Raw genomic sequence first — 23865 nt, forward strand, 5'->3', positions numbered from 1 at the left:
GGGACGCCAGATTACCAGAAGGGCCCCACCATCTCAATCTAAATCCCACCCCAAATAATTCGCCAGCCGCTCTCCGGGGCCGGACCGCTGTACTTGGGAGACAGCCAAAACTGGCCGACCCCCACCAACTCGTCAGCTTCGTACAAAAGCGGTATCCGCGCCCGCTCCCAAGGGGGAACGGCCTTGTCCTGCAGCCACTTTTTCAGGGGCCGGGAGTGGCCTTGCGGCCACTCCCTGATACGCTCGCCTCCCTGCCGGGCCACCACCCGGATCTTCGGCATGTGCGTATGCGCCGTTGCTGCCGGTTCGAGTTGCACCCGCTGCCCCAGCCAGTCCACTGGCTTGCCAGGCTCCAACCATAAGGGGCCCCCGGGCAACCTTTCAGCGTGCGGGACCAGATACAACTCGCCCCGGTAGCGGCGGATGTCAAACCCTTCGGCGCTGAACACCGGCGCCCGGTCAGGGCCCGCCAACAACAAATCCCGCAGCATCGCGGGCCAGTTTGTCGGTGTGGGGGCGGGGTAACCGCCGCACTGCTCTACCCACCAGCGTAGCAGATTTTTCTGCTCCGCCACGGTCAAGCTGAGGAGGGCGTCCACACGCAACCTGCCCCCCGCACCCGCCGCTTTTTTGGTAATGAATGCGCGCCAACGACGCGGCCAGCTCCTCACTTTCCCGACACGCATCGCTGGTGCCTTGCACCCGCCTGAGCAGGTTGGGCCATCGGGCTTTCAGCGGGGGGATAACCACCCCACGCAGAAAATTGCGGTCGTAGATGTGATCGACATTGCTGGGATCATCCACCCAATTTATCTGCAGGTCACAGGCCCACTGCTCGAGCTGATGGCGACTGAATGCCAGCAAGGGACGATACAGGCGTCCCCGCCCCAGCGCGCGCTCCCGGGGCATGCCACCCAGCCCCGCCACGCCGGTGCCCCTCAGCAAGCGGAACAGCACGGTTTCGAGCTGGTCATCGCCATGGTGGGCCAGCAGCAGAATCTCGCCATCGTTCAGATGCTGATCAAAGGCGCGGTAACGGGCATCGCGAGCATTCTCCTCAAGCCCGCCAGCCCGGGCGAGCTCATTGGCTGACAGCGGCACTTCCACCCGCTCAACGGTCAGTGGCACCTGCAGGTCAGCACACAACGCCCGGCAGAACTGTTCCATCTCTGCGGCATTCGACTGCAGCTGGTGATTAATATGAATGGCAGAAAGGTTGCGGCCAGAGTGCTGGTGGATAGCGGCGGCCGCATGCAGCAGCAGTACAGAGTCAAGACCGCCGCTCAGGGCAACAACCAGGTCAGAATCGGCCCGAACCGACCGCAGGGCCGCAGTCAGGGGTTCGGGCAGAACAGCAGGGGGCGGGCGGTGGTTACCGCCCGGTGTCATAGCGGGTCAGGCGCTCGTAACGACGGGCAACCAGCTCATCGAGGGGCAACCGGCCCAGTTCCGCCAACCCCTCACCGAGGACTTCTTTCAAGGCCCCGGCCATTTTTTCCGGATTGCGGTGTGCGCCGCCCAGGGGCTCATCAATCACATTGTCCGCCAAACCCAGACTTTTCAGACGGCTGGCCGTCACCCCCATAGCTTCGGCAGCCTGGGCCGCATAATCCGAACTCTTCCACAAAATGGATGCGCAACCTTCAGGGGAGATAACCGAGTAGGTTGAGTATTGCAACATGTACAGGCGATCGCACACGCCAATCGCCAGCGCGCCACCGGAGCCGCCCTCACCGATCACCGTGGAAATAACCGGTGTTTTCAGTCGTGACATCACCGCCAGGTTGAACGCGATGGCCTCACTCTGACCACGCTCCTCCGCACCAATACCCGGATACGCACCCGGCGTATCGATAAACGTCAGGATCGGCATCTTGAACCGCTCGGCCATTTCCATCAGCCGCAATGCCTTGCGGTAGCCTTCCGGACGCGGCATGCCGAAGTTGCGCAGCACCTTCTCGCGCACCTCCCGCCCCTTCTGATGCCCAATCACCATCACCGGCTGTTCGTTGAGCCGGGCGGTGCCACCGACAATGGCCGGATCGTCGGCGTAGCGGCGATCGCCGTGCAACTCGTCGAAGTCCTCGAACATCAGTTTGATGTAATCGAGGGTGTACGGCCGTCGCGGATGCCTCGCCAACCGGGCAACATCCCAGGGTTTCAGGTCTGAAAAGATGTTTTCGGTGAGACTGACGCTCTTGCTCTTAAGGCGCGTGATCTCATCGGTGATGTTGATGTCAGTATCATTGCCCACCATGCGAAGCTCTTCAATTTTCGCTTCCAGGTCTGCAATCGGCTGTTCAAAGTCCAAATAATTAGGGTTCATGATTTTCCGTCATTTGTCGCTGAGCGAGGAGCCCTGCCCCACCAAATAAGATTTCAGCCAACAATAGCAGGGCTGGCAATTCCGCTAAAGCGGACATTGGTATAAGTCAGCGTGGTTACATCCAACTGCACATTTTGGTAATCGGTCGATTCGTCAATCATAGACCAGTTCCACCGCGCGGTCGCCTACCAGGTATTTCAATTCCAGCAGCAGATCGTCATTGAGATTGACCCGCCAGTCCTGCCCCAGCTCAATGCGGGTTTGCGCCGCCGGGCTCTGGTAGTCGATCCACACCGGGCTACCTTCACATCGAAACGGGCGCAGCGTTGTTTCCAGTTGCTCAAGCAACCCATTTTGCAGCTGTGCGGCATCTAACGCCAACTTGAGTCCCCGACTGAAGCGTTGCCGCGCGGTGGCCACATCCATAACCGAGCTGACCCGCATCTTCATCTGCCCGGAATAGTCGTCATGGCTGACCTGGCCTTCAACGATAATTACCTGATCAGACTGCAGCAGCTCCCGGCTTTCAAAAAACACTTCCGAAAACAGCGTCGCTTCAATCCGCGCACTGCGATCGTCCAGGGTGATAAAACTCATGGTGTTCCCCGTGCGGGTTTTCATGGAGCGCTGGGCGACCACCAGTCCGGCCACCCGCTGGGGGGTGCGCGAGGGTTTCAACTCCTGTATGGAGGAGCGCACAAAGCGGCGCACTTCACGCTCGTACTCGTCAAAGGGATGCCCGGTCAGGTAAATGCCCAGGGTGTCTTTCTCCCCCTTGAGGCGCACCTTTTCCGTCCACTCACGCACCCCGGCAACATCGGCGTAGACGTCTTCGCCATCACCGCCGGTCAACGCATCGCCAAACATGTCCATCATGCCCACGCTTTCGTTGCGCGACTGCTGTCCGGCTTGCTGCACGGCCTTTTCAATACTGGCCATCAACTGGGCGCGACCCGGGCCAAGATTGTCCATGGCCCCGGAGCGGATCAGTGCTTCCAGGGCACGCTTGTTCACGCGCTTGAGATCAACCCGATGGCAGAAATCAAACAGATCCTTGAACGGCCCGCCCTCGGCCCGCGCTTCCACAATGCTGTGAATGGGTCCCTCGCCCAGACCCTTGATCGCCCCAAGGCCATACACCACGTTGCCGTCGTCATCCACGGTAAAGGTGTATTCCGACCGGCTCACGTCGGGGGGCAACAGCTCGAGCTTGAGGTGACGACACTCTTCCACCAGAGTGACAATCTTGTCGGTGTTCTGCATATCCGCCGTGAGAACCGCGGCCATGAATTCAGCGGTATAATGGGCCTTGAGCCACAGGGTCTGATAGGACACCAGGGCGTAGGCGGCGGAGTGAGATTTGTTGAATCCGTAGCCGGCGAACTTTTCCACTAGATCGAATATGTTCGCGGCCAGCTCTTCACTGATGCCGTTGTTCTTGCAGCCTTCCATGAAGCTCAGTTTCTGCTTGGCCATTTCTTCGGGCTTTTTCTTACCCATGGCACGCCGCAACATGTCCGCACCACCGAGGGTGTAGCCGGCCATCACCTGGGCAATCTGCATCACCTGCTCCTGATACAGGATGATGCCGTAAGTGGGCTCAAGCACCGGCTTCAGGCCTTCGTACTGATAATCAATGTGCGGATAGGAGACCGGCTGCTTGCCGTGTTTCCGGTCGATAAAGTCATCCACCATCCCGGATTGCAACGGCCCCGGACGGAACAGCGCCACCAGGGCGATCATGTCTTCCAGACAGTCCGGTTGCAGGCGCCGGATCAGGTCCTTCATGCCGCGGGATTCGAGCTGGAACACCGCGGTGGTGTCGGCTCTTTTCAGCATCTCGAAGGATTTCTTGTCCGCCAGCGGAATCTCGCTGATGTCCAGTGGCGGCTCGCCGCGCTGTTCCCGGCGCGGATTGATCATTTTCAACGCCCAGTCGATGATGGTCAGGGTGCGCAGACCCAGAAAGTCAAACTTGACCAGTCCGGCGTCTTCCACATCGTCCTTGTCAAACTGGGTGACCAGACTGCTGCCGTCATCGTCACAATACAACGGCGAAAAGTCGGTAATCTTGGTGGGCGCAATCACCACGCCCCCGGCGTGCCGGCCGGCGTTCCGGCAAACCCCTTCCAGCTTCAGCGCCATTTCCCAGATTTCCTGGGCTTCTTCGTCCTGATCCAGAAACTCCCGCAGGGGTTCTTCCTGCGCAAGGGCTTTTTCCAGCGTCATGCCCACTTCGAAGGGGATCATTTTCGACAGCTTATCGGCCAGTCCGTAGGACTTACCCTGCACCCGGGCCACATCCCGCACCACCGCCTTGGCCGCCATGGTACCGAAGGTGATGATCTGGGATACCGCTTCACGGCCGTATTTGTCCGCTACATACGCGATCACTCGGTCGCGGCCTTCCATGCAGAAGTCGACGTCAAAGTCGGGCATGGACACCCGTTCCGGGTTAAGAAAGCGTTCGAACAGCAGGTCGTACTCCAACGGGTCGATGTCGGTGATCAGCAGCGCATACGCGATCAGCGAGCCGGCCCCGGACCCCCGGCCCGGGCCGACAGGCACGCCGTTGTTCTTGGCCCATTTGATGAAGTCCATCACGATGAGAAAGTACCCGGGGAAGCCCATCTGGATGATGATGTCCAGCTCAAAGTTCAGCCGGTCAAAATAGGCCTGTCGCTTGGCTTCGTACTCCGGATCCTCGCTTGACAGGGATCTGGCCAGCCGCGCTTCCAACCCTTCCTCGGACACGTGGCGGAAATACTCGTCCATGGTCATGCCTTCCGGCACCGGGTAATTGGGCAGGAAATACTCCCCCATGCGCACCTTGACCGAGCAGCGCTTGGCGATTTCCAGGGTATTGGCTACGGCCTCCGGTATATCCGCAAACAACTCGATCATTTCGTCGGGGCTGCGCAGATACTGCTGCTCACTGAAGCGCCGCTCGCGCCGGGGGTCATCCAGAGCCCGGCTTTCACCGATGCACACCCGGGCTTCGTGGGCCTCAAAATCATCCTCGTGCAAAAAATGCACATCGTTGGTGGCCACCACCGGGCATTCCAGCTGCTCCGCCAGCGCCACACTCAGGTGCAGGCAGTCTTCATCCCCCGGGCGTCCGGTACGTTGCAGTTCGAGATAAAAGCTGCCGGGGTACAGATCCATCCAGTAGCGGGCCCGCTGGGTCGCTAACTCGGTTTTTTCCGCCAGCAATGCCTTGCCCACATCCCCCATGCGCGCACCGGACAGGGCGATCAGCCCATCCCGGCGGGATTCCAGCCATTCCCGCTGGACGATGGGCTTGCCGAACCGCTGTCCTTCGGTGTAGCCGAGCGAAATGATTTCCGTCAGGTTCAGATAGCCGTCCTGATTGCGGGCCAGCAGGGTAATCCGAAAAGGTTGTTCAGGGTCATCCGGGTTGTCCAGCCACAAATCGGCGCCGATGATCGGCTTGACCCCGGCAGAGGTCGCTGTCTTGTAAAACCGCACCAGGGAGCACATGTTGGACTGTTCGGTCAATCCGACGGCGGGCATCCCCAGCTCCACCGTGCGTTTGATCAGTGGTTTTACCCGGACCAGGCCGTCCACCATGGAGTATTCGGAATGAACGCGAAGGTGTACGAAGGTGTTTGCCATTATTTCTAAGAGTTCCAGCTTATCAAGTGGTAGTGCTCAGGTGCCGGCCGCGGGCTTAGCGGCCCATCAGCTCATTAAGTTCACGTTCTGTTTGCGGCCCGAACCGGGCTTCGACCAGGTCGCCGTCAGGATTGACCACCAGGGTTGCGGGCAGCGCCACAGGACGTTGCCAGCCAAACCCCGGGCCGGGGTCGTCCGTCAGCAGGGTAAAGGTGATGCCCATCTGATTACCCAGTTCGCGCAGTTGCTGCCCCTGGATGCCATCAAAATTGACGCCGAGTACGGTGACGTGGCGGGCGCGGTGCAGCGCATTCAGTTCGGGGATTTCCTCCAGACAGGGCTTGCACCACTCGGCCCAGTAATTGACCAGTACCCATTGCCCCCGGAGACTGTCCCACTCCAGCGTGGCACCGTCAGCGGTATCAAACTCGGTTTTGCTGCACCCCCCGAGCACCAGCACGGCGAGCATCAACAGCCCCCGGCCCACGCCGCGGGCAGAACAGCGATACAAGGCAGGATACTGCATGGTGGTGGCCCTCCTGTTAAACTGTGAGGCTAACTGTACCGAATGGTTACCCTATCCCTGAAACAGGCCTTGGAAAGACACAGAACCATGACAGAACCAACCCGGATTTTCCACAACCCCCGCTGCTCAAAATCCAGACAAACCCTGGCGCTATTGCAGGAGCGTGGCATCAGCCCTGAGATTATACTCTATTTAGAAACGCCGCCGACCGTCGCAGAGCTCACCCAGGTGATAAAAAAGCTGGGGTGCAGTGCGCGCGAGGTGATGCGCACCAAAGAGGATCTGTACCGCCAGCTCGGCCTGGGCGATGAGTCTCTCGGCGAGGCCGAGCTGATTGCCGCCATGGTTGCCCACCCCAAACTCATTGAACGTCCGATCGTATTGCACGCCGGCAAAGCTGCCCTGGGCCGCCCGCCGGAAAACGTGCTCGACATCTTGTAATTCCTGACCCATTCGCACTGGAAGCATTCATGTCCGCTGAACTGCCATTCGTCCTGGTACTGTATTACAGCCGGTCGGGGAAGACCGCCGAGCTGGCCAACCATATTGCCCGCGGCATCGCCAGAAACAGCGCGCTTGAAGCCCGCATTCGCGCCGTGCCGCCGGTATCACCGGACACCGCCGCCAGCGTGCCGGCGGTGCCCTCGGAGGGGGCTCCGTACGCAACCAAAGAAGATCTGCGCCAGTGCGCCGGACTTGCCCTCGGCAGCCCCACCCGGTTTGGCAACATGGCCGCGCCCTTGAAGCATTTTCTGGATAGCACCGGCGACCTCTGGCTTGACGGCACCCTCAGTGGCAGACCCGCGGGGGTGTTCACGTCCACCGGCAGCCTGCATGGTGGCCAGGAAACCACCCTGGTGAGCATGATGATGCCGCTTCTGCACCACGGCATGATACTGTGCGGGGTACCCTATTCCGAACCGGCGCTGGGCACCACCACAACCGGCGGCACCCCCTACGGCCCCTCCCACTGGGCGGGTACCGGAGAGGAGCAACCGCTGTCCGAGCAGGAGAAAACCATTGCCCAAAGCTTCGGTGAGCGCCTCGGGGCGCTGGCAATCAAGCTTCGTTAAGTCATTCCCAACGCAGGACAGCAACATGCTACACAACCCCAAAGCCCGCATCACCGCACGTCTGACGCAAGTGTTCTACTTTGCCGTGCTGGGGATGCTGATTGTCACCACCTTCTACCCGGCACCCATCGAAGGGGTATCGATTACCCTGATACTGGCTGTCAAACTGCTCCCCCTGCTGCCATTGATGATTCCGGTCGTGCGCGGCAACAACCGCGGCTACATCTGGCTCGGGTTTGTGGTGTTGTTTTACTTCACCCAGGCAACGGTTTCGGCGTGGCTGTCGGAAGGCGACGGGGTGCCTCTGTTAATGTCCGTGCTGACCTTTTTGCTGTTTGCCACGGCCATGACCCATCTGAAGGTTAACCGCCCGCCGCCCCACGGGGCGGCGGGTTCAACCTCCCGGTAAAGGAATACCGCTCCTATGGCCGCACACACCACCGCCCACCCACCGGCACCGCTGGAACGCACGCTCACGCTGAGAGATGTGTGCACCGCCCTGGTCAGTCGTGATGAAATCACTCAGAAAGACGCAGAACGGGTGCTCACCGCCAACATCGGCGGCGACTCCCGGCAACGCCACCCCCTGGAACTGATCGCGACGGCGGCCCTGAACAACCGGCAGGATCAGCGCACCCTGACGCTCGAGCGGTTGACTCAGTGGCTGGCGGACTGGGCTGGGCAGCCCTATTACCACATCGACCCACTCAAAATTGACGCGCCGGCCATTGCCCGGGTCATGTCCTACGCCTTCGCCCAGCGCCACGGCATTCTGGCGGTGGAAATTCATGCCGATGAGGTGTGGATTGCCAGCGCCGAACCGTTCAAATCGGACTGGGAAGCCAACCTGCGCCACGTACTGAAAAAAGACATTCGTCGGGTGGTCGCCAATCCGGAGGATATCCGCCGCTATACGGTCGAGTTCTATCAGCTCGCCAGTTCGGTCAGTAAAGCGGGCGGCCTGTCGGGCGGCGGCACCAAGGCAACGCAAAACTTTGAACAACTGCTGGAGCTGGGCAGCAAAGACAACCCGGACGCCAATGACCAGCACGTGGTCAAAATCGTTGACTGGTTGCTGCAATATGCCTTTGAGCAACGGGCCAGTGACATCCATATTGAGCCGCGGCGGGAATTCGCCCAGATCCGGTTCCGCATTGACGGGGTGCTGCACTCGGTGTACGAACTGCCCGCGCTGGTAGGCGTCGCGGTCACCAGCCGCCTCAAAATACTGGGACGTCTGAATGTCGCCGAGAAACGCCGCCCTCAGGATGGCCGCATCAAAACCCGGAAACCGGACAACAGTGAGATTGAATTGCGGCTCGCCACCATGCCAACCGCATTTGGCGAGAAAATGGTGTTGCGTATTTTTGACCCCGAGGTGCTGTTGCGCTCGTTCGAGCAACTGGGGTTCTCCCAGGAAGACCGGGACCGCTGGGAAAGAATCACCCAACAGCCTCACGGCATTGTGCTGGTGACCGGCCCAACCGGCTCCGGCAAGACCACCACCCTGTACTCCACCCTGAAGCAACTGGCGACGCCGACGGTCAACATCTGCACCATTGAAGACCCCATTGAAATGGTCGAGCCGGCCTTCAATCAGATGCAGGTGCAGAGCAATATTGACCTGAGTTTTCACGCCGGGGTGCGCGCCCTGCTGCGCCAGGACCCGGACATCATCATGATTGGCGAGATCCGCGATCTGGAAACCGCGGAAATGGCGGTGCAGGCGGCGCTGACCGGGCACCTGGTACTCTCGTCACTGCACACCAACGACGCGCCCAGTGCCATCACGCGCCTGCTGGAACTGGGCATCCCGGCCTATTTGATCCGCGCCACGGTGCTGGGGGTCATGGCCCAACGGCTGGTCCGCACCCTGTGCCGACACTGTAAGACCGCGAGTCCGATGGAACCGGAGGCCTGGGCTACCCTCACCCGGCCGTGGAAGGCACCCATGCCCGCCCAGGCCTGGCAACCGACGGGCTGCCTCGAATGTCGCAATACCGGATACCAGGGTCGCGCGGGAGTTTACGAAATACTGCAACTGTCCGAGAACTTGAGCGGGCAGATAAGCGAACACTGCGAGCTGGAGCAGTTACGGATTGATGCGTACAAGAGCGGCATGAGGTCGCTGCGCCTGAGCGGTGCACAAAAGGTCGCAGCCGGGCTGACCACGGTGGAGGAAATCCTCCGCGTTACCCCGGCAAGCCAGCGTTAGGGCACTGCTTGAGGCATTGAGGTTCAAGCTCCCCCCTCTCCCCGACACTCTCCCGCAAGGGGAGAGGGAGCCCGCCCCAGACCTGAAGCTGGGCTTTAGCCCCTCTCCCACAAGAGGAGAAGAAATAGCCCCACGGTGTCTGAAACTGTGTTTTAGCCCTGCTCCAACGAGGGAAGAGCGAGCAACCCATGATGCCGGTATCTTCTGCAACCTAAGTTACCCGTTTGCACCGCTCTAGCCCCTCGCCCTTGGCGGGAGAGGGGGCGAACTCTGCCGCTAAGAGCGCGGGAAACTGCGCTCCGGCGCGCTGCCACACTGCTGCAACAGCTGCTGCCAGCGCCGGGTATGTTCGCGGGTCGCATCGTCCAGGGCTTTCCAGACCCCGCGGTCAACGCGCAGGTATGCCTCCTGCCATTGGCGGAAACTGTCCGGGGCCACCGCATGCAGACGGCCGGCCAGCTCGTTCAGAGGGGGGATCAACCGGTCTCGCAACCGCCTGATCCGCGCCATATAGGGTTGCACCTCGGCGGCGTACACCGACAGGAACATGGCGCGGGCGATGTCTGACTGGTTATTGGGTTTACCGTTGAAGCACAGCGGCCGATCACCTAAGCGGCTGTCGAGAATGGCAGACGCATCTTCCAGCCGGGTGGTCAACAATTGTGCGCTGACCAGTAACTGCCCCGGCAGATGGATGGACTGCCAGCTTTGGTGCATGTCTCCCACACTGTCCAGCGACACGCTCATATCACCGCCCAGTATGGCGCCGACTGCGGCATTCAGCTCACCGAGTTGTCCTGCCAGGCGGGCGCTCTGACTCGCTTCGGTGTGTTCAGTCCGCTGCCCTGCTTCCGCGCCCCTGGCCACCGGGCCCCGAGACAGGGTCAGCAGGCTTTCCACCTCCTCCGTTGCCCACACCGCATTCCAGATGTTGACCGGCAAAGCCTCGGTTTTGGCGCGGATCGCGCGCTGCAGACTGGCGACCAGCTCCGGACGTTCGATTTCGGGCAGACAGGCCCTGGCGGCTGCGATGAACCGCAGCTCGTAACGGAGCTGGTTCAATGGCTGCATCACCCGCCCCATGATGGAATTTCTCTCCCCCACGACGTATTGCAGCTGACAGCCATACAGCGACAAAAAATCGAGCATGTTCATGTCCACCGCTGGTGGCTCCAGGAGCCGCTGTCGTCTGGGTGGCAGCCGCCCTGCGGCGGTAACCGGGGTGGGCTTGGCATCGCTGCCGAGTACGCGTGCGAGACGCTCCACGTACTCGTCCAGCGTGCTCCCGGCCCCGGAAAAAAGGGTTGCAGCCCGCCAGCGTCAACGCCAACAACAGCAGCAGGGAGCGGGCCGCAATCATGATCAGCGCCTGAGCAACTCATCCACCTCGGAAAAGTCGCGGTATTGTGGCCGCTCAGAGGACGGTGCCTGTGCGCCCCGCACCAACCAGGCGGTTTTCATGCCTACCGCCTCGGCCGCTTCCAGCTCCGCCTCCACATCGGATAGAAACAGCACCGTTTTCGGTTCCACGCCGAGCTCATTCAGGATATTCTGGTAGGCTTCCGGGTCTCGTTTGGCGCCTACCCGGGTATCAAAATAGCCGCTGAAGCAGGGAGTCAGATCGCCGGCGTCGCTGAACCCGAAAATCAGCTTCTGGGCCTGCACCGAACCGGACGAATACACGTACAGGCGCAGCCCGCGATCGTGCCAGCGGTGCAGGTAGGCGGCGGCGTCCTCATACACGTGCCCTTTGAAATGGCCGTGCTGGTAACCCTGTTGCCAGAGCATGCCCTGCAACGCCTTGAGCGACGTTTCTTTGCGGTCCTGCTGGATCCACTCCTTAAGAACGCTGATCAACCCGTCCAGATCCTCTCGGGCCACCCCGGATGCCCTGGCCACCTGATCCAGCTGCTCGCGAACCTCGGGGCTGTCCTCGTGGGAGCTGCGTACGAACTCAGCCATGTGTTCGTCGGCATAGGGGAACAACACCTTGTGCACGAACTCAATCGAGCTGGTGGTGCCTTCAATATCGGTAACAACAACGCGAATCATCAAACTACTCCGCCTAGAGTTTCATAGCCAGGTAATTGGCGCGCAATATCGCTGCCGGTAAATGCCGCCACCCATCCCTCGGGATTGGAAAACAGGCGGATACAGGTAAAGTCCGGCTCCGGTCCCATATCAAACCAGTGCCGGGTGCCGTCGGGCACGCTGATCAGATCATTCTGTTCACACAGCAGTGCGTGCACCGAGTCAGCCAGGTGCAGATAAAACAAGCCTTGCCCACGTACGAAAAAGCGCACTTCATCCTCACTGTGGACGTGTTCGTCGAGAAACTTCTGACGCAACGCCTGCTTGTCGGGGTGACTGGCGGTGAGACTGACCACATCGGCAGTCTGAAAACCGCCGGTTTGTTTCAGCGTCGCCACTTCGCTGGCATAGGCCTGCAGGATATCGTCCGGAGTGGCATTGGCAGGCAACGCACGGGTAGGCCACTGCTCGAAGCGAACACCGTGCTCAGCCAGCAACTGCTGAATCCGGGCCGGATCCCGGGTCTGGGTGTGGGGTTGCGCGGGAGCGCGCGGATCGAAAATACTCAATGTGGTCATCGACTGAATCTCATCATTTCAAGTTCACAGGCCATGAGAAACTCAAGCGCCTCAACGTGCCGCAGGCAACCGCTCATGGTCTGCCCCCAGGTGTACAGACCGTGCCCGCGAATCAGGTAACCCGGGTGTTCCGGATGGCGGCGGAACCAGTCTTTGGTGGTTGCCGCCAGCTCCTCAATATTCTGGGTATTATCAAACACCGGCAGGGTCAGCTCACTGTCGTGAGTGGACACGCCCGGAAACGCCTTCTGCAATTCATACCCGTGCAATACCCAGGGGGCCTCCTCCACCAGCAGTCGACTGAGCACCGTGGCATTGACCGAGTGGGTGTGCAATACCGCGCCCACCTCGGGAAAGACCTCGTACAGCACCGTATGCAACCGGGTTTCCGCCGACGGCTGGCACTGACTCTGCACCGCTTTGCCGGCAAGATCCACCACCATTACGTCGGTCATTGCCAACTGCCCCTTGTGGCGGCCCGACACGGTAATGGCCAGATGCCGGGCGTCGATGCGGGCCGAGTAGTTACTGCTGGTGGCGGGCGACCAGCCTTGGGCATACAGGAACTTGCCGGCGTCGACGATGGACCGGGCGGCGTTTGCATATGCAATCACGTCAAACAAAGGGCGTCTCCTATCACAGGCGGCAGCAAGCGGGGGGCTGCTCCCGGGTTATTTGATGACATTTTCGCCCTTGGAGTTCTTCCAGTGGTGCCGGTCACCCGAGTTCATCTTACCATTGGTGTTCCAGAATTCGCGGTTTTCGGCGGCCGACTCCAGTGCGCCGTTGCTGTCCCAGATCACCCGATCCTTACACCCCGTTAACGTCATTATCATCAACGCCACGCCAAGGTACTTATACATATCGATGGTCTCGTTCGGTGCTTGACACGCCCGCGTCCGTCAAGCGTTATGAATTTCCCGGTTTCGTTGCTTGTCCCGTTCCCCTTTGCGAACCATGACATAGACGGCGCCGGTACCCCCGTGATGTTTCTGGGCGGAATGCACCGCCAGCACCTCCGGCAGCTCCGGCAGCCACTTGGCCAGATAGCTCTTGAGGTGGGCAATGCCGTCCGGGTTACGCTCGCCTTTGCCGTGGAGTATCAGCACCGTCCGCAAACCATAGCGGAAACAGTCACTGATAAAGCTGAACACGTCGCGCCGGGCTTCCTCGACCGTCATACGGTGAAGGTCAAGGCGCGCTTCGATCGGGTAATACCCCAGCCGCAGCTTCTTGAACACACCGTGTTGCACCCCGGGGCGCATCCAGCAGATGACGTCATGGCCCGTCAGTGGATCGACACTGGCAGCGGTCAACGGGTTGCTGTCCTTGCTTTTTAACGCCAACGCCGCTCGCTGACGCTCTATATGCCCCGGAGTGAGTTCGCGCCGAGCCTTAACATCGGCGCGATTGGTTTGGCGAATGCGGCGGACGTCCTGCATTTCTGCCAGAAACGCCATGCGCTCATCTTTGCTAGTCATATCATTGTTGGCCAGTGTGTCTGATGGGTTGACTTTACCACTCGCGGGGCGCGGTACAAAGTCATGGTACCGCCAACTCATGGGGTTATGCCCCCATTCGCCGGCCAAACGCACGGGATACGCTAAACTGAACCAGAACAACGTTTAACAGCGGTGCCTTATCATGCCCCACAGTCATCCCGACTCCCTCCCCCAAAATACGCGGGCGATCATGACCTTTCTGCGCGCGCACGCCCCCTTTTCGAGGATGGAAGACGACCATCTGGCCTACTTCGCCGAACATGCATCGCTGAAATTTTTTGCCGACAACGACGTCGTTTTGTCGCCCCAGGATGGCCCGATCACCCGCTTTCACGTGGTCAAACAGGGCCGGGTCAGGGGCGAGCGGGACAACAAAACCACCGGAGAAACCCAGCACACTTTCGAAATCAGCGTAGGGGAATGCTTTCCGCTGGCCGCACTGGTGGGCGAACGGCCTACCCGGACCGTGCATCGTGCAGTGGGCGATACCTTTTGCCTTATCCTGAAGCACGAAGTGTTCAGCCGCCTGTTTGCCGAGAGTGCGACCTTTCGCGATTTTTGTCTGCGGGGCGTCAGCAGTCTGCTGGATCAGGTTAACCAGCGCATTCAGTCGAAGGCTCAGCAATCCATCGGCTCAGACAACTCTCTGGACATGCCGCTGGGGCGCTACGCTCTGCGCAACCCGATCGTCTGCGCCCCCGAAGTGCCGATCCGGGAGGCCGTGGCGCTGATGCACCAAAACAGCGTCGGCAGTGTGGTGATCACCGATACCCGGCACCACCCGCTGGGTATATTTACGCTTCGGGATCTGCGCACCATCGTTGCCGACGAAGCTTTCTCTCTGGATGCGCCCATTCGCCAGGCCATGACGCCGGACCCGGTGTGCCTGCCCGAGCAAGCGGATGCGTTTGACGCCGCGCTGCTGATGGCGGAGCACCACTTTGCCCACATCTGCGTCACCGATGACGCTCACAAGCTGATCGGCGTGGTTTCTGAACGCGACCTGTTTTCGCTGCAACGGGTTGACCTGGTACATCTGGCGCGCGCTATAGGTACCGCCAGCAATGTGCGCACCCTGGTGAATATACGCACAGATGTGGCCCAGCTGGTCGACATCATGCTGGCCCACGGTGCGGATTCCGGCCAGGTGGTCAAAATCATCACCACCCTGAACGATGTCACCGTCCGCCGGGTGCTGGAACTGAACAAAAAAGACCAGGACCCCGGTATTGATTTTACCTGGTTGACCTTCGGTAGCGAGGCGCGCCAGGAACAGACTTTGTTGACGGACCAGGATAACGGCATCCTCTTCAAAGTACCCGCCGGCCTGACGGCCGAACAAGTGCGGCGGCGGCTGCTGCCGTTCGCGGAAAAGGTCAATCAGGAGCTGGCCGAGTGTGGTTTCACCCTGTGCAAAGGCAATATCATGGCCGGGAACCCCAAATTGTGCCTGAGCATGCAGGAATGGGATGATTGGTTCCTCCGTTTTATCGACGCCGCCACCCCTCAGAACCTGATTTATTCGTCCATTTTCCTCGACATGCGGGCCGTGTATGGTCCCAAAGCGCCGCTCACGCAGCTGCTGACCCGGGTGCTGAACAGAATACAGAACAACCCTTTGTTTCAGAAAATGCTGGCGAGCAATGCGCTGGAAAGACGCCCCCCCCTCACCCTGTTCCGCGGGTTTCGCTACGCACCCGACGGTGAGAAAAACACGATCGATTTAAAACGTCAGGGGCTGGCACCTTTTGTTGAGGCCATTCGTGTGCTCGCACTGGCCAGCGGCATCCGCACCGCAAACACCCTCGAGCGCATCAACCTGCTGGTGGACAAAGGCGTGTTTGAGCCAAAAGATGCCAACGCCTGGAAAGAATCCTACAGCCTGATCCAGGCGATTCGGATGCGTGCCCATCAGGAGCAGACTGCCCTGGGGCTCCCCTTGTGCAACTTCATCGACCCAAACGATCTGAACCCGCTCGACCAGCGCATATTGCGCGAATCCTTCCGTCAGGCCCAGCGTTTACAGCAGAAACTGGAACTGACCTACCAACTCTGACCGCAGGACACCGGGCATGTTTGAATGGCTTAGCAAACGGTTCCACCCCACACCACGCCCAAGCCACGCCCTGGACCTTGCCAGTTTGCCCGCTATCAAACCGCTGACCGATGCGCCCCTGGCGACCAGCCGGTTGGTGGTACTGGACCTGGAAACCACCGGCCTAAATCCCAAAAAGGATCAGGTCATTGCCGTTGGGGCGGTGGCGATTGACCATCTGGAAATCCCGCTGGACGACCAGTTTGATCTGGTGCTGCAACGACCAGAACTGGATATCAGCGAAACCGTGCTGATCCACGGCATCGGTCCCGAAGCCCTCCGCTACGGTCAGCAGACCGAAGACGCCTTGTTCCAATTGCTGCAGTGGATAAACGGCGACCCGGTGCTGGCCTTCCACGCCGCATTCGATCGGCAGTTCCTTAACAAAGCGCTGAAGCAGGTGCTGGGCTACAGACAGTCGCATATTTGGCTGGACGTGGCCGAACTCATGCCCACCTTATTTCCGGACACGGAAACCGGCGGCCGCCGCCTCGACAACTGGGCGGACCATTTCGGCCTGGAAGCCAGCGCCCGCCATCATGCCGGAGCGGACGCGATGGTTACTGCGGAAATGACCCTGATTGCCCTCGACAAAGCTGCGAAAAGGGGACTCACTACATTGCCGGCGCTGCAAGGCAAGCTTCGCTATTACCGCCGCATCAACGCGATCCACCAGCGCTGACGTCAACCCCGCATTGCAATAAAAATCAGCCAGTACGACGTTTTGCTGATGTGCTCCTCGCATTCGTACACTAAAGTCAGAGTTGACAACAGTAAAAAGCAGGAAACGCACAACCGATGTAAACGTTTCCCACGTCAGCAACCCACTCGCTAAAACAACAAAATCAGGAGTGATGTTATGTCTGCTCACAGTTATGAATCGGAAAAGTACTGGAAAGCCAACCTGCGCCTGATCGTAGGGAGCCTGATTGTCTGGGCGGCCGCCTCCTATGGGTTTGCCATATTGCTGCGCCCTCTGCTGGCGTTTATTCAAATAGGCGGTACCGATCTCGGCTTCTGGTTTGCCCAGCAAGGCTCCATCCTCACCTTCATAGTGCTGATCTTCCACTATGCCTGGCAAATGAACCGACTAGACAGAAAATTCGGCCTGGATGAGGAGTAACATCGATGAGTCAATTTACCGTTAACCTGCTCTTTGTCGGGGGCTCCTTTCTCCTCTACATCCTGATCGCGGTGTGGGCCAAAGCCGGCACCACCAAGGATTTCTACGTGGCGGGCAGTGGTGTCCACCCGGTCACCAACGGCATGGCCATTGGTGCGGACTGGATGTCGGCGGCTTCGTTTATTTCCATGGCCGGTATCATCGCGGCGGGTGGGTACGCCAGTTCGGCGTATCTGATGGGGTGGACCGGAGGCTATGTGCTGCTGGCCATGCTGCTGGCCCCCTACCTGCGCAAATTTGGCAAGTTCACCGTCCCGCAGTTCGTCGGCGACCGTTTTTACAGCAACAGCGCGCGCCTGGTGGCGGTTATTTGTCTGATCATTGCCTCGGTCACCTATGTAATCGGGCAAATGGCGGGCGCGGGCGTGGCCTTCTCGCGGTTTCTCGAAGTGGACTCCACCACCGGCCTGATCATTGCTGCGATGGTGGTGTTCGTTTATGCGGTACTCGGCGGTATGAAGGGCATCACCTACACCCAGGTGGCCCAGTACATCGTCCTGATTGTCGCCTACACCATTCCGGCGGTGTTCATTTCTTTACAACTGACCAACAACCCGATTCCCGCCCTCGGTCTGTTCTCGACGCACACCGATTCCGGTGTGCCGCTGTTGACCAAACTGGACGAGGTGATCACCGCACTGGGTTTTCACGACTACACCGCCGACGTCGACAACAAATTGAATATGATGCTGTTTACGCTCACCTTGATGATCGGTACGGCGGGTCTGCCACACGTGATCATCCGATTTTTCACCGTTCCCAAGGTGGCGGATGCACGCTGGTCGGCGGGCTGGGCGCTGGTGTTCATTGCCCTGCTGTACCTGACCGCGCCTGCGGTCGCCTCCATGGCGCGTCTCAATCTGATGACCACCATCTACCCGGAAGGTACCGCGGCCGAGCCCATCCAGTATGAAAACCGGCCCCAGTGGATACGCGAGTGGGAAGTAACGGGGCTGATCGAATTTGAGGACAAGAATCAGGACGGCCGCATCCAGCTGTACGACGACACCTCGGAAGCCTTCAGTGCCGAAGCAGCCGCCCGCGGCTGGGAAGGCAACGAACTGGTGGTGAACCGGGACATTCTGGTGCTGGCCAACCCGGAGATCGCCAACCTGCCCAGCTGGGTGATCGGGTTGATTGCCGCCGGTGGTCTGGCTGCGGCCCTGTCGACGGCGGCCGGACTGCTGCTGGCCATATCCTCCGCCATCAGCCACGACCTGATCAAAAGCACGATCAACCCCCGCATCACGGACAAGGGCGAATTACTGGCCGCACGGATCTCCATGGCCACCGCTATCGTGATCGCCACCTACCTCGGTGCCAATCCGCCCGGATTTGCCGCCCAGGTGGTGGCACTGGCCTTCGGAATCGCCGCTGCGTCCCTGTTCCCCGCGTTAATGATGGGGATCTTCTCCAAACGGGTGAACAACGTCGGCGCGATCGCCGGAATGCTGGCGGGTCTGGTCTTTACCCTGACGTACATTTTTGTGTACAAAGGCTGGTTCTTTATACCCGGCACCAACAATCTGGCGGACATACCCGCCAACTGGGTACTGGGCATTTCTCCCTTGTCCATTGGTGCAGTGGGAGCCATGTTCAACTTTGTGATAGCCTTCGGCGTATCGTCTGTCACCCAGGCGCCACCGCAGGAAATTCAGGATCTGGTGGAAAACGTTCGCTACCCTCGCGGTGCCGGCGCGGCGACCGGTCATTAAGCAACGCGGGTTATCGCCACACCAATGGGTGGCTAAGGGTTAACCCGGAAGCGGGCTTCTTCTTGGAGGAAGCCCGCTTTTTTTGAGGAATCAGTATGTTCTGGAATTTTGTAGCAACCCTGTGTGCCGGCCTTGGCGGTGCCGGAATCGCCCTTACCCTGCGCGCGTCAACCCGCAAGAAAGCCCCACGATGGACAATCCCCGTCTTCGCGGGTCTGGGCATGCTCGGCTACCTGATATACGGTGAGTACACCTGGTTCGCGCACAAACAAACGCAACTTCCGCCAGAGGCGGTGGTGGTAGCCAGTGACAGCGAACCCGTGTTGTGGCGCCCCTGGAGTTTTCTGGTGCCTCAGGTCTCCCGGTTCACGGTCCTGGACACCAACAGCATCGACCGGGACGGCGCCACCCCCGCAGTCCGGCGGTTTTATCTGTACCGGTTTGAGCAATCCTACGCGGATCAGGTCTCCGGTCAGATTCACCTGCTGAACTGTGATATCCGGCAACTGGTCCCCCTGGCAGACGATGGTCAGGCGAATCTGCGGGCCATGCGCACGCTCACGCCCGAGGACCGGCTTTACACCCGGGTGTGTAATTAATACATTTTCAGACTGCCGCCCATCGGGCTTGGTCACCCCACCTCAGGTTTCATGAGAACGTCGGTTTATGCTCAGCGTCTGGTTGTTAGTTCTGATTTCAATAACCTACATTTCCCTGCTGTTTGTAATAGCCTGGGCCGGTGACAAGCATCCGGGACTTTACAAGAAGCGCGTGGCCCGCACCCACATCTACGCGTTGTCACTGGCCGTTTACTTTACCTCATGGACCTTCTATGGTGCGGTCGGCCGTGCCACCCAGGAAGGCCTTGGCTTCCTGTCCGTCTACCTTGGCCCTCTGCTGGTTTTCGTTTTCGGCGCCCCCCTGATTCGCCGCATCATTTACATCAGCAAACGCAACAACAGCACCTCTATTGCGGATTTCATTGCGTCACGATACGGCAAGTCCCAGTCGCTCGCGGCTCTGGTTGCGGTGGTCGCCCTGATTGGCAGTGTGCCTTACATTGCCCTCCAGCTTAAAGCCATCGCCATGGGGTTCAGCATGCTGGCGGATGCGGACACCATTCCGGGCACCCAGGCCGCGTGGAAAGATTCCGCCTGGTACATCACTCTGGTGCTCGCGGTGTTTTCCGTGTTGTTCGGAACCCGTCACCTGGAGTCTACCGAACACCATCGCGGCATGATTCAGGCCATAGCGTTTGAATCGCTGGTCAAACTGATTGCCTTTATCGCCGTTGGGTTGTTCGTCGGCTACGGCCTCTACAACGGGTTCGGCGATCTGGTGAATACCGTTCGGGCCGCCGACCTGGTGGGCACCCTGACCACCGATACCTTCAACACCACGGCATTTGTTACCCAGACTCTGGTGGCGATGCTGGCCATTATCTGCCTGCCGCGACAGTTCCACGTGATGGTGGTGGAAAACACCGACCACCGGGATTTCGAAACCGCACGCTGGGCCATGCCGGCCTATCTGATAATTGCCAGCGCCTTTGTGTTGCCCATAGCAGCGGCCGGCCTGCTGCTGCCCGGCGGTGTGCCGGGCAATCCGGACACGCTGATTCTCAACCTGCCCATCCTTGCAGGCCAGACCTGGCTGGCAGTGCTCGCTTTTCTCGGCGGTGGCTCGGCCGCTGCCGCGATGGTCATTGTGTGTTCGGTGGCCATTGCCACCATGGTCAGTAATGAAATCATCATGCCCGCACTGTTGCGGTTTTTCCGCCCCCGGATGAACCGACGCGACGACCTGAGCTATCTTCTGTTGGGTATTCGCCGAGTGGCGATCGTCGTGATCCTGCTGATCGCCTACGGTTTTTACCAACTGGCGGAAAAAGACTACAGCCTCACTGCCTTTGGGTTGCTCTCGTTTGCCGCAGTGGCCCAATTTGGTCCGGCTCTGGTGGGCGGCATCCTGTGGCGACGCGGCAACCACACCGGGGCAATCTGGGGGCTGATGATCGGGTCGCTCCTGTGGGTTTACACATTACTGCTGCCGGCGATGGCCACCGCCGGCTGGTTTGATAGCGGCTTCATAGAGACCGGTCTGTGGGGCATCAGCTGGACCCGCCCCACCGCCCTGTTCGGTCTGCAACTGGATACCGTCAGTCACGGCATCATCTGGAGTCTGGGGCTGAATACCCTGATTTACATCGGGTTGTCCATGCTGACCCGTCAGCGGGTCCGGGAAAAAATACAGATCGCCTCCTTTTTCCATGACCCGCAACCGCGAATTGAAACCCCACAGCAGCAGGCTTGGGAGCGACAGGTTTTAACCGCCGACCTGCAAGCGCTTGCGGAACGCTTTATGGGTGAAGAGCGCGCCGAGGCGGTGTTCAGAAACTACGAACGGCGTAACGCCATCCGGCTGACCCCGCAACGGCCGGCATCCTCACACTTGATGAAATTTACCGAGCGTCAGCTCGCCTCTGTGATTGGTGCGTCCACCGCCCGGGTCGTTTTGGAGTCCACCCTGACCGGTCGTGACATGCAAATTGAAGACGTGGTCAGCATCGTGGATGAAGCCTCTCAGGCCATGACCTTCAGCCGCGAACTGCTGCAGTCTGCCATTGAAAACATCAGTCTGGGTGTGTCGGTCATGAACCTGCGACAGGAATTGGTGGCATGGAACCAGAACTACCTCGATTTGTTTTCCTACCCCAAAGAATTTGTCCGGGTTGGCCGAAGCATGAGCGATCTGATGCGATTCAACCTGACCAGCGCCAACCTGCCTGCCCGCAAAATCGATGAAATGATTGAGGATCACCTCAACGCCATGCGGGCAGGCAAACCTATGTCCTACGAGCGCCACCGCCCTGACGGCACCGTGATTAAAACGGAAGGCAGCCCCATCCCCGGCGGCGGTTATGTCATCACCTTTCAGGACGTCACCTCGATGCGGCGCACCGAACAGGCACTGAAAGAAACCAACACCTACTTGGAGCAACGGGTCAAAGAGCGCACTCAGGAACTTCAGGTCATCAATGAACAAATGCTGAAGGCGACCTCCATTGCCGAGCAAGCCAACCAGAGTAAAACCCGCTTTCTGGCATCTGCCAGTCATGATTTGTTGCAACCACTGAATGCGGCCCGGCTGTTTACCTCGGCGTTATCGGTCAAGGCGCAGGACACCGACATGCAAGAGCTGGTCAGTCACATCGACAGTTCCCTCGGGGCGGCGGAAGAAATCATCAGCACCCTGTTGGATATTTCCAAGCTCGACGCAGGTGCCCTGGAGCCGCAAATTACCCGTTTTCCCGTCAATGACATGTTCAGAAGTCTGGCCACGGACTTTTCAGCCATCGCCCAGGACCAGAGGTTGCACCTGACGGTGGTTAGCTGCAGTGCGTGGATTGAATCGGACATGCAGATGTTGCGTCGGGTGCTCCAGAACCTCCTGTCCAACGCGATCCGGTATACGGATCAAGGTCGGGTGTTACTCGGCTGCCGCCGACTGAAAGGCGCGTTGCGAATCGAAGTGTGGGATACCGGCCGTGGCATACCCAAGGATCAGCTCACGCACATATTTGAGGAATTCCGCCGGCTCCACCAGGGGGATTCCAAAGGTCTCGGGTTGGGTCTGGCCATTGTTGACCGCATCAGTGGCATGCTGGGTCACGCGGTCAGCGTCAATTCGCATCAGGGGCGCGGCAGTGTGTTTGGCATTACCGTACCCATGGCCCCCGCCGAAACACCGCCCACCGTTCACGGGGAGCCCAGTCCCTCCAAGCGGAGCGTGTCCAGCCTGAAAGGCCGCAATGTGCTGTGCATTGATAACGATGATCACATTCTGCAGGGTATGGTTGCGCTGTTAAGCAACTGGCAGTGCCAGGTAAGCACCGCTAACAGCCTCGAAGACGCCCTTCAGGTTCTTGCGGGCCAGACCCCGGATATCATCCTCGCCGACTACCAACTGGATGAAGACAAGAATGGACTGGATGCCATGGACGCCATCCGCGCGGCGCGGCAACAGGACATACCGGGTATTCTCATTACCGGCTACCTCGACCCGTCCGTAAAAGAAGATGCGCTGGTGCGGGGTTACCAGGTGCTCTACAAGCCGGTCAAACCGGCCGCGCTTAGAGCCTTGGTTAATAAGTTATTGAAAAAACGCCAACAGTAACCGCTCAACAAACCGATTCAACAACCGTAGCAAACTCCCAACAGCATCGCTGGCGGGGTTTTGAAACCGCAGACGCGTTGCAACCCTGACCGAAGGGCGTGCGTGCACCTCTCGAGCGCTCTGGGAGGGCATGAATAGCGATCGATATGAGCTCTTTGTATCACGCAGATTGCCTTGCACGCCCCCTTCCACTTCTGCTGCTATTCGTTTCCCCTGCTGATTTCACACAACAACGCCCTGCTAACCAGCGGGTTGGCCAGGTCTGCTGATCAATCCAAGTCGAGTTAATAGTCAAAAGCAGCCAACTGGACATTGCGCAGGGTGAAAAAGTCAGGAACTATAAAAAAGGTAACAAGGGTGTGAAGCCCGGAAGGGCTGCGAACCAAAAAAAGGTGATCGTATCGGCAATAAAAAAGCCCCTGCAGGAAACCTGCAGGGGCTTTCGGTATTCAGCGTCTGACGATGACCTGCCTTGCTCAGGCCTGGCGGCCTTCGGCCCTTCGGGCCCGCCGTCGCTGCGCTCCGGCGTCCTGCGCGTGCCTTTGGCACGCTGGTCACATGGAGCCGTTGTAGTGGCAGAAGGTGATCGTATCTAAAATCAAAAAAACCCCAGCAGTTACCTGCTGGGGTTGTTTTATTTAAGAGTCTGACGATGACCTACTCTCACATGGGCAAGTGCCACACTACCATCGGCGCAGGCCTGTTTCACTTCTGAGTTCGAGATGGGATCAGGTGGTTCCAAGCCGCTATGGTCGTCAGACAAAACGGTTGATCACTGGGAAGGATGAGAAAGACGGGCGATTTCGTCG

21 protein-coding genes and 1 rRNA gene are annotated in these 23865 nt (G+C 59.3%); 10 read left to right on the top strand and 12 right to left on the bottom strand.

The window, feature by feature from the left end; all coding sequences use genetic code 11:
* Window positions 1-38 precede the first annotated feature (38 nt).
* From tilS (BG841_RS17500) to BG841_RS16245, 5 genes are all read right to left on the bottom strand, one after another.
* A complete protein-coding gene (tilS, locus tag BG841_RS17500; RefSeq protein ID WP_228141689.1) occupies window positions 39-575 on the bottom strand; it encodes a tRNA lysidine(34) synthetase TilS in 537 nt (178 codons plus the stop codon).
* Complete coding sequence (gene tilS, locus BG841_RS16230) at window positions 460-1389, bottom strand: tRNA lysidine(34) synthetase TilS (protein WP_228141690.1); 930 nt, start codon at window positions 1387-1389, stop codon at window positions 460-462. The genes tilS (BG841_RS17500) and tilS (BG841_RS16230) overlap by 116 nt, the downstream gene beginning before the upstream one ends.
* Window positions 1373-2326: an acetyl-CoA carboxylase carboxyl transferase subunit alpha gene (accA, locus tag BG841_RS16235; RefSeq protein ID WP_070058593.1), complete on the bottom strand. Its 954-nt coding sequence runs from the start codon at window positions 2324-2326 to the stop codon at window positions 1373-1375. Before accA ends, tilS (BG841_RS16230) begins: the two co-directional genes overlap by 17 nt.
* Window positions 2327-2479: 153 nt before the next feature.
* The gene (gene dnaE, locus BG841_RS16240) at window positions 2480-5962 is read right to left on the bottom strand and encodes a DNA polymerase III subunit alpha (RefSeq protein ID WP_070058594.1); all 3483 of its coding nucleotides are present in this window, start codon (window positions 5960-5962) and stop codon (window positions 2480-2482) included.
* A gap of 55 nt (window positions 5963-6017) precedes the next feature.
* Window positions 6018-6488: a TlpA family protein disulfide reductase gene (locus BG841_RS16245; protein ID WP_070058595.1), complete on the bottom strand. Its 471-nt coding sequence runs from the start codon at window positions 6486-6488 to the stop codon at window positions 6018-6020.
* Between the two features lie 87 nt (window positions 6489-6575).
* Between BG841_RS16245 and arsC the strand changes: the two genes are divergently transcribed.
* From arsC to BG841_RS16265, 4 genes are read left to right on the top strand one after another with little or no spacing between them, the layout of a single operon-like run.
* Window positions 6576-6929, top strand: coding sequence for an arsenate reductase (glutaredoxin) (gene arsC, locus BG841_RS16250; RefSeq protein ID WP_070058596.1), 354 nt, complete (start codon window positions 6576-6578; stop codon window positions 6927-6929).
* Window positions 6930-6958: 29 nt separating this feature from the next.
* The gene (gene wrbA, locus BG841_RS16255) at window positions 6959-7561 is read left to right on the top strand and encodes an NAD(P)H:quinone oxidoreductase (RefSeq protein ID WP_070058597.1); all 603 of its coding nucleotides are present in this window, start codon (window positions 6959-6961) and stop codon (window positions 7559-7561) included.
* Between the two features lie 25 nt (window positions 7562-7586).
* Window positions 7587-7970 (top strand): DUF2069 domain-containing protein, encoded by a 384-nt coding sequence (locus BG841_RS16260; RefSeq protein WP_070058598.1) that lies wholly within the window; start codon window positions 7587-7589, stop codon window positions 7968-7970.
* A 15-nt stretch (window positions 7971-7985) separates the two neighbouring features.
* On the top strand, window positions 7986-9776 hold the full coding sequence (locus BG841_RS16265) for a GspE/PulE family protein (RefSeq protein WP_070058599.1): 1791 nt from the start codon (window positions 7986-7988) through the stop codon (window positions 9774-9776).
* 276 nt (window positions 9777-10052) lie between these two features.
* Here BG841_RS16265 and BG841_RS16270 read toward each other — a convergent pair whose 3' ends face one another.
* The 6 genes from BG841_RS16270 to smrA form a co-directional block, all read right to left on the bottom strand.
* Window positions 10053-11042, bottom strand: a complete 990-nt coding sequence (locus tag BG841_RS16270; protein ID WP_228141691.1) for a DUF3080 family protein — start codon at window positions 11040-11042, stop codon at window positions 10053-10055.
* Between the two features lie 96 nt (window positions 11043-11138).
* Window positions 11139-11828, bottom strand: coding sequence for an acireductone synthase (gene mtnC, locus BG841_RS16275; RefSeq protein WP_070058600.1), 690 nt, complete (start codon window positions 11826-11828; stop codon window positions 11139-11141).
* Window positions 11828-12385: a 1,2-dihydroxy-3-keto-5-methylthiopentene dioxygenase gene (locus BG841_RS16280; protein ID WP_070058601.1), complete on the bottom strand. Its 558-nt coding sequence runs from the start codon at window positions 12383-12385 to the stop codon at window positions 11828-11830. Before BG841_RS16280 ends, mtnC begins: the two co-directional genes overlap by 1 nt.
* Window positions 12382-13008: a methylthioribulose 1-phosphate dehydratase gene (locus BG841_RS16285; protein WP_070058602.1), complete on the bottom strand. Its 627-nt coding sequence runs from the start codon at window positions 13006-13008 to the stop codon at window positions 12382-12384. Before BG841_RS16285 ends, BG841_RS16280 begins: the two co-directional genes overlap by 4 nt.
* Window positions 13009-13056: 48 nt before the next feature.
* Window positions 13057-13248: a hypothetical protein gene (locus BG841_RS16290; RefSeq protein WP_070058603.1), complete on the bottom strand. Its 192-nt coding sequence runs from the start codon at window positions 13246-13248 to the stop codon at window positions 13057-13059.
* A gap of 39 nt (window positions 13249-13287) precedes the next feature.
* Entirely contained in the window at window positions 13288-13866 is a 579-nt protein-coding gene (gene smrA / locus BG841_RS16295) for a DNA endonuclease SmrA (protein WP_070058890.1), read from the bottom strand.
* Window positions 13867-14029: 163 nt separating this feature from the next.
* On the opposite strand from smrA, the gene BG841_RS16300 reads away from it, so the two are divergent.
* From BG841_RS16300 to BG841_RS16325, 6 genes are all read left to right on the top strand, one after another.
* Window positions 14030-15943, top strand: coding sequence for a putative nucleotidyltransferase substrate binding domain-containing protein (locus tag BG841_RS16300; RefSeq protein ID WP_070058604.1), 1914 nt, complete (start codon window positions 14030-14032; stop codon window positions 15941-15943).
* 16 nt (window positions 15944-15959) lie between these two features.
* Entirely contained in the window at window positions 15960-16664 is a 705-nt protein-coding gene (locus BG841_RS16305) for a PolC-type DNA polymerase III (RefSeq protein ID WP_070058605.1), read from the top strand.
* Window positions 16665-16841: 177 nt separating this feature from the next.
* On the top strand, window positions 16842-17105 hold the full coding sequence (locus tag BG841_RS16310) for a DUF4212 domain-containing protein (RefSeq protein ID WP_070058606.1): 264 nt from the start codon (window positions 16842-16844) through the stop codon (window positions 17103-17105).
* A 5-nt stretch (window positions 17106-17110) separates the two neighbouring features.
* Window positions 17111-18880: a sodium:solute symporter family protein gene (locus BG841_RS16315; protein ID WP_070058607.1), complete on the top strand. Its 1770-nt coding sequence runs from the start codon at window positions 17111-17113 to the stop codon at window positions 18878-18880.
* A gap of 95 nt (window positions 18881-18975) precedes the next feature.
* Window positions 18976-19479: a hypothetical protein gene (locus BG841_RS16320; RefSeq protein ID WP_070058608.1), complete on the top strand. Its 504-nt coding sequence runs from the start codon at window positions 18976-18978 to the stop codon at window positions 19477-19479.
* 67 nt (window positions 19480-19546) lie between these two features.
* The gene (locus BG841_RS16325) at window positions 19547-23056 is read left to right on the top strand and encodes a PAS domain-containing hybrid sensor histidine kinase/response regulator (RefSeq protein ID WP_070058609.1); all 3510 of its coding nucleotides are present in this window, start codon (window positions 19547-19549) and stop codon (window positions 23054-23056) included.
* Between the two features lie 644 nt (window positions 23057-23700).
* Here BG841_RS16325 and rrf read toward each other — a convergent pair.
* A 5S ribosomal RNA gene (gene rrf / locus BG841_RS16330) occupies window positions 23701-23816 on the bottom strand.
* Window positions 23817-23865: the final 49 nt, after the last annotated feature.

It is taken from the genome of Marinobacter sp. X15-166B (genome assembly GCF_001752365.1).
In the GTDB taxonomy this organism is placed as follows: Bacteria; Pseudomonadota; Gammaproteobacteria; order Pseudomonadales; family Oleiphilaceae; genus Marinobacter.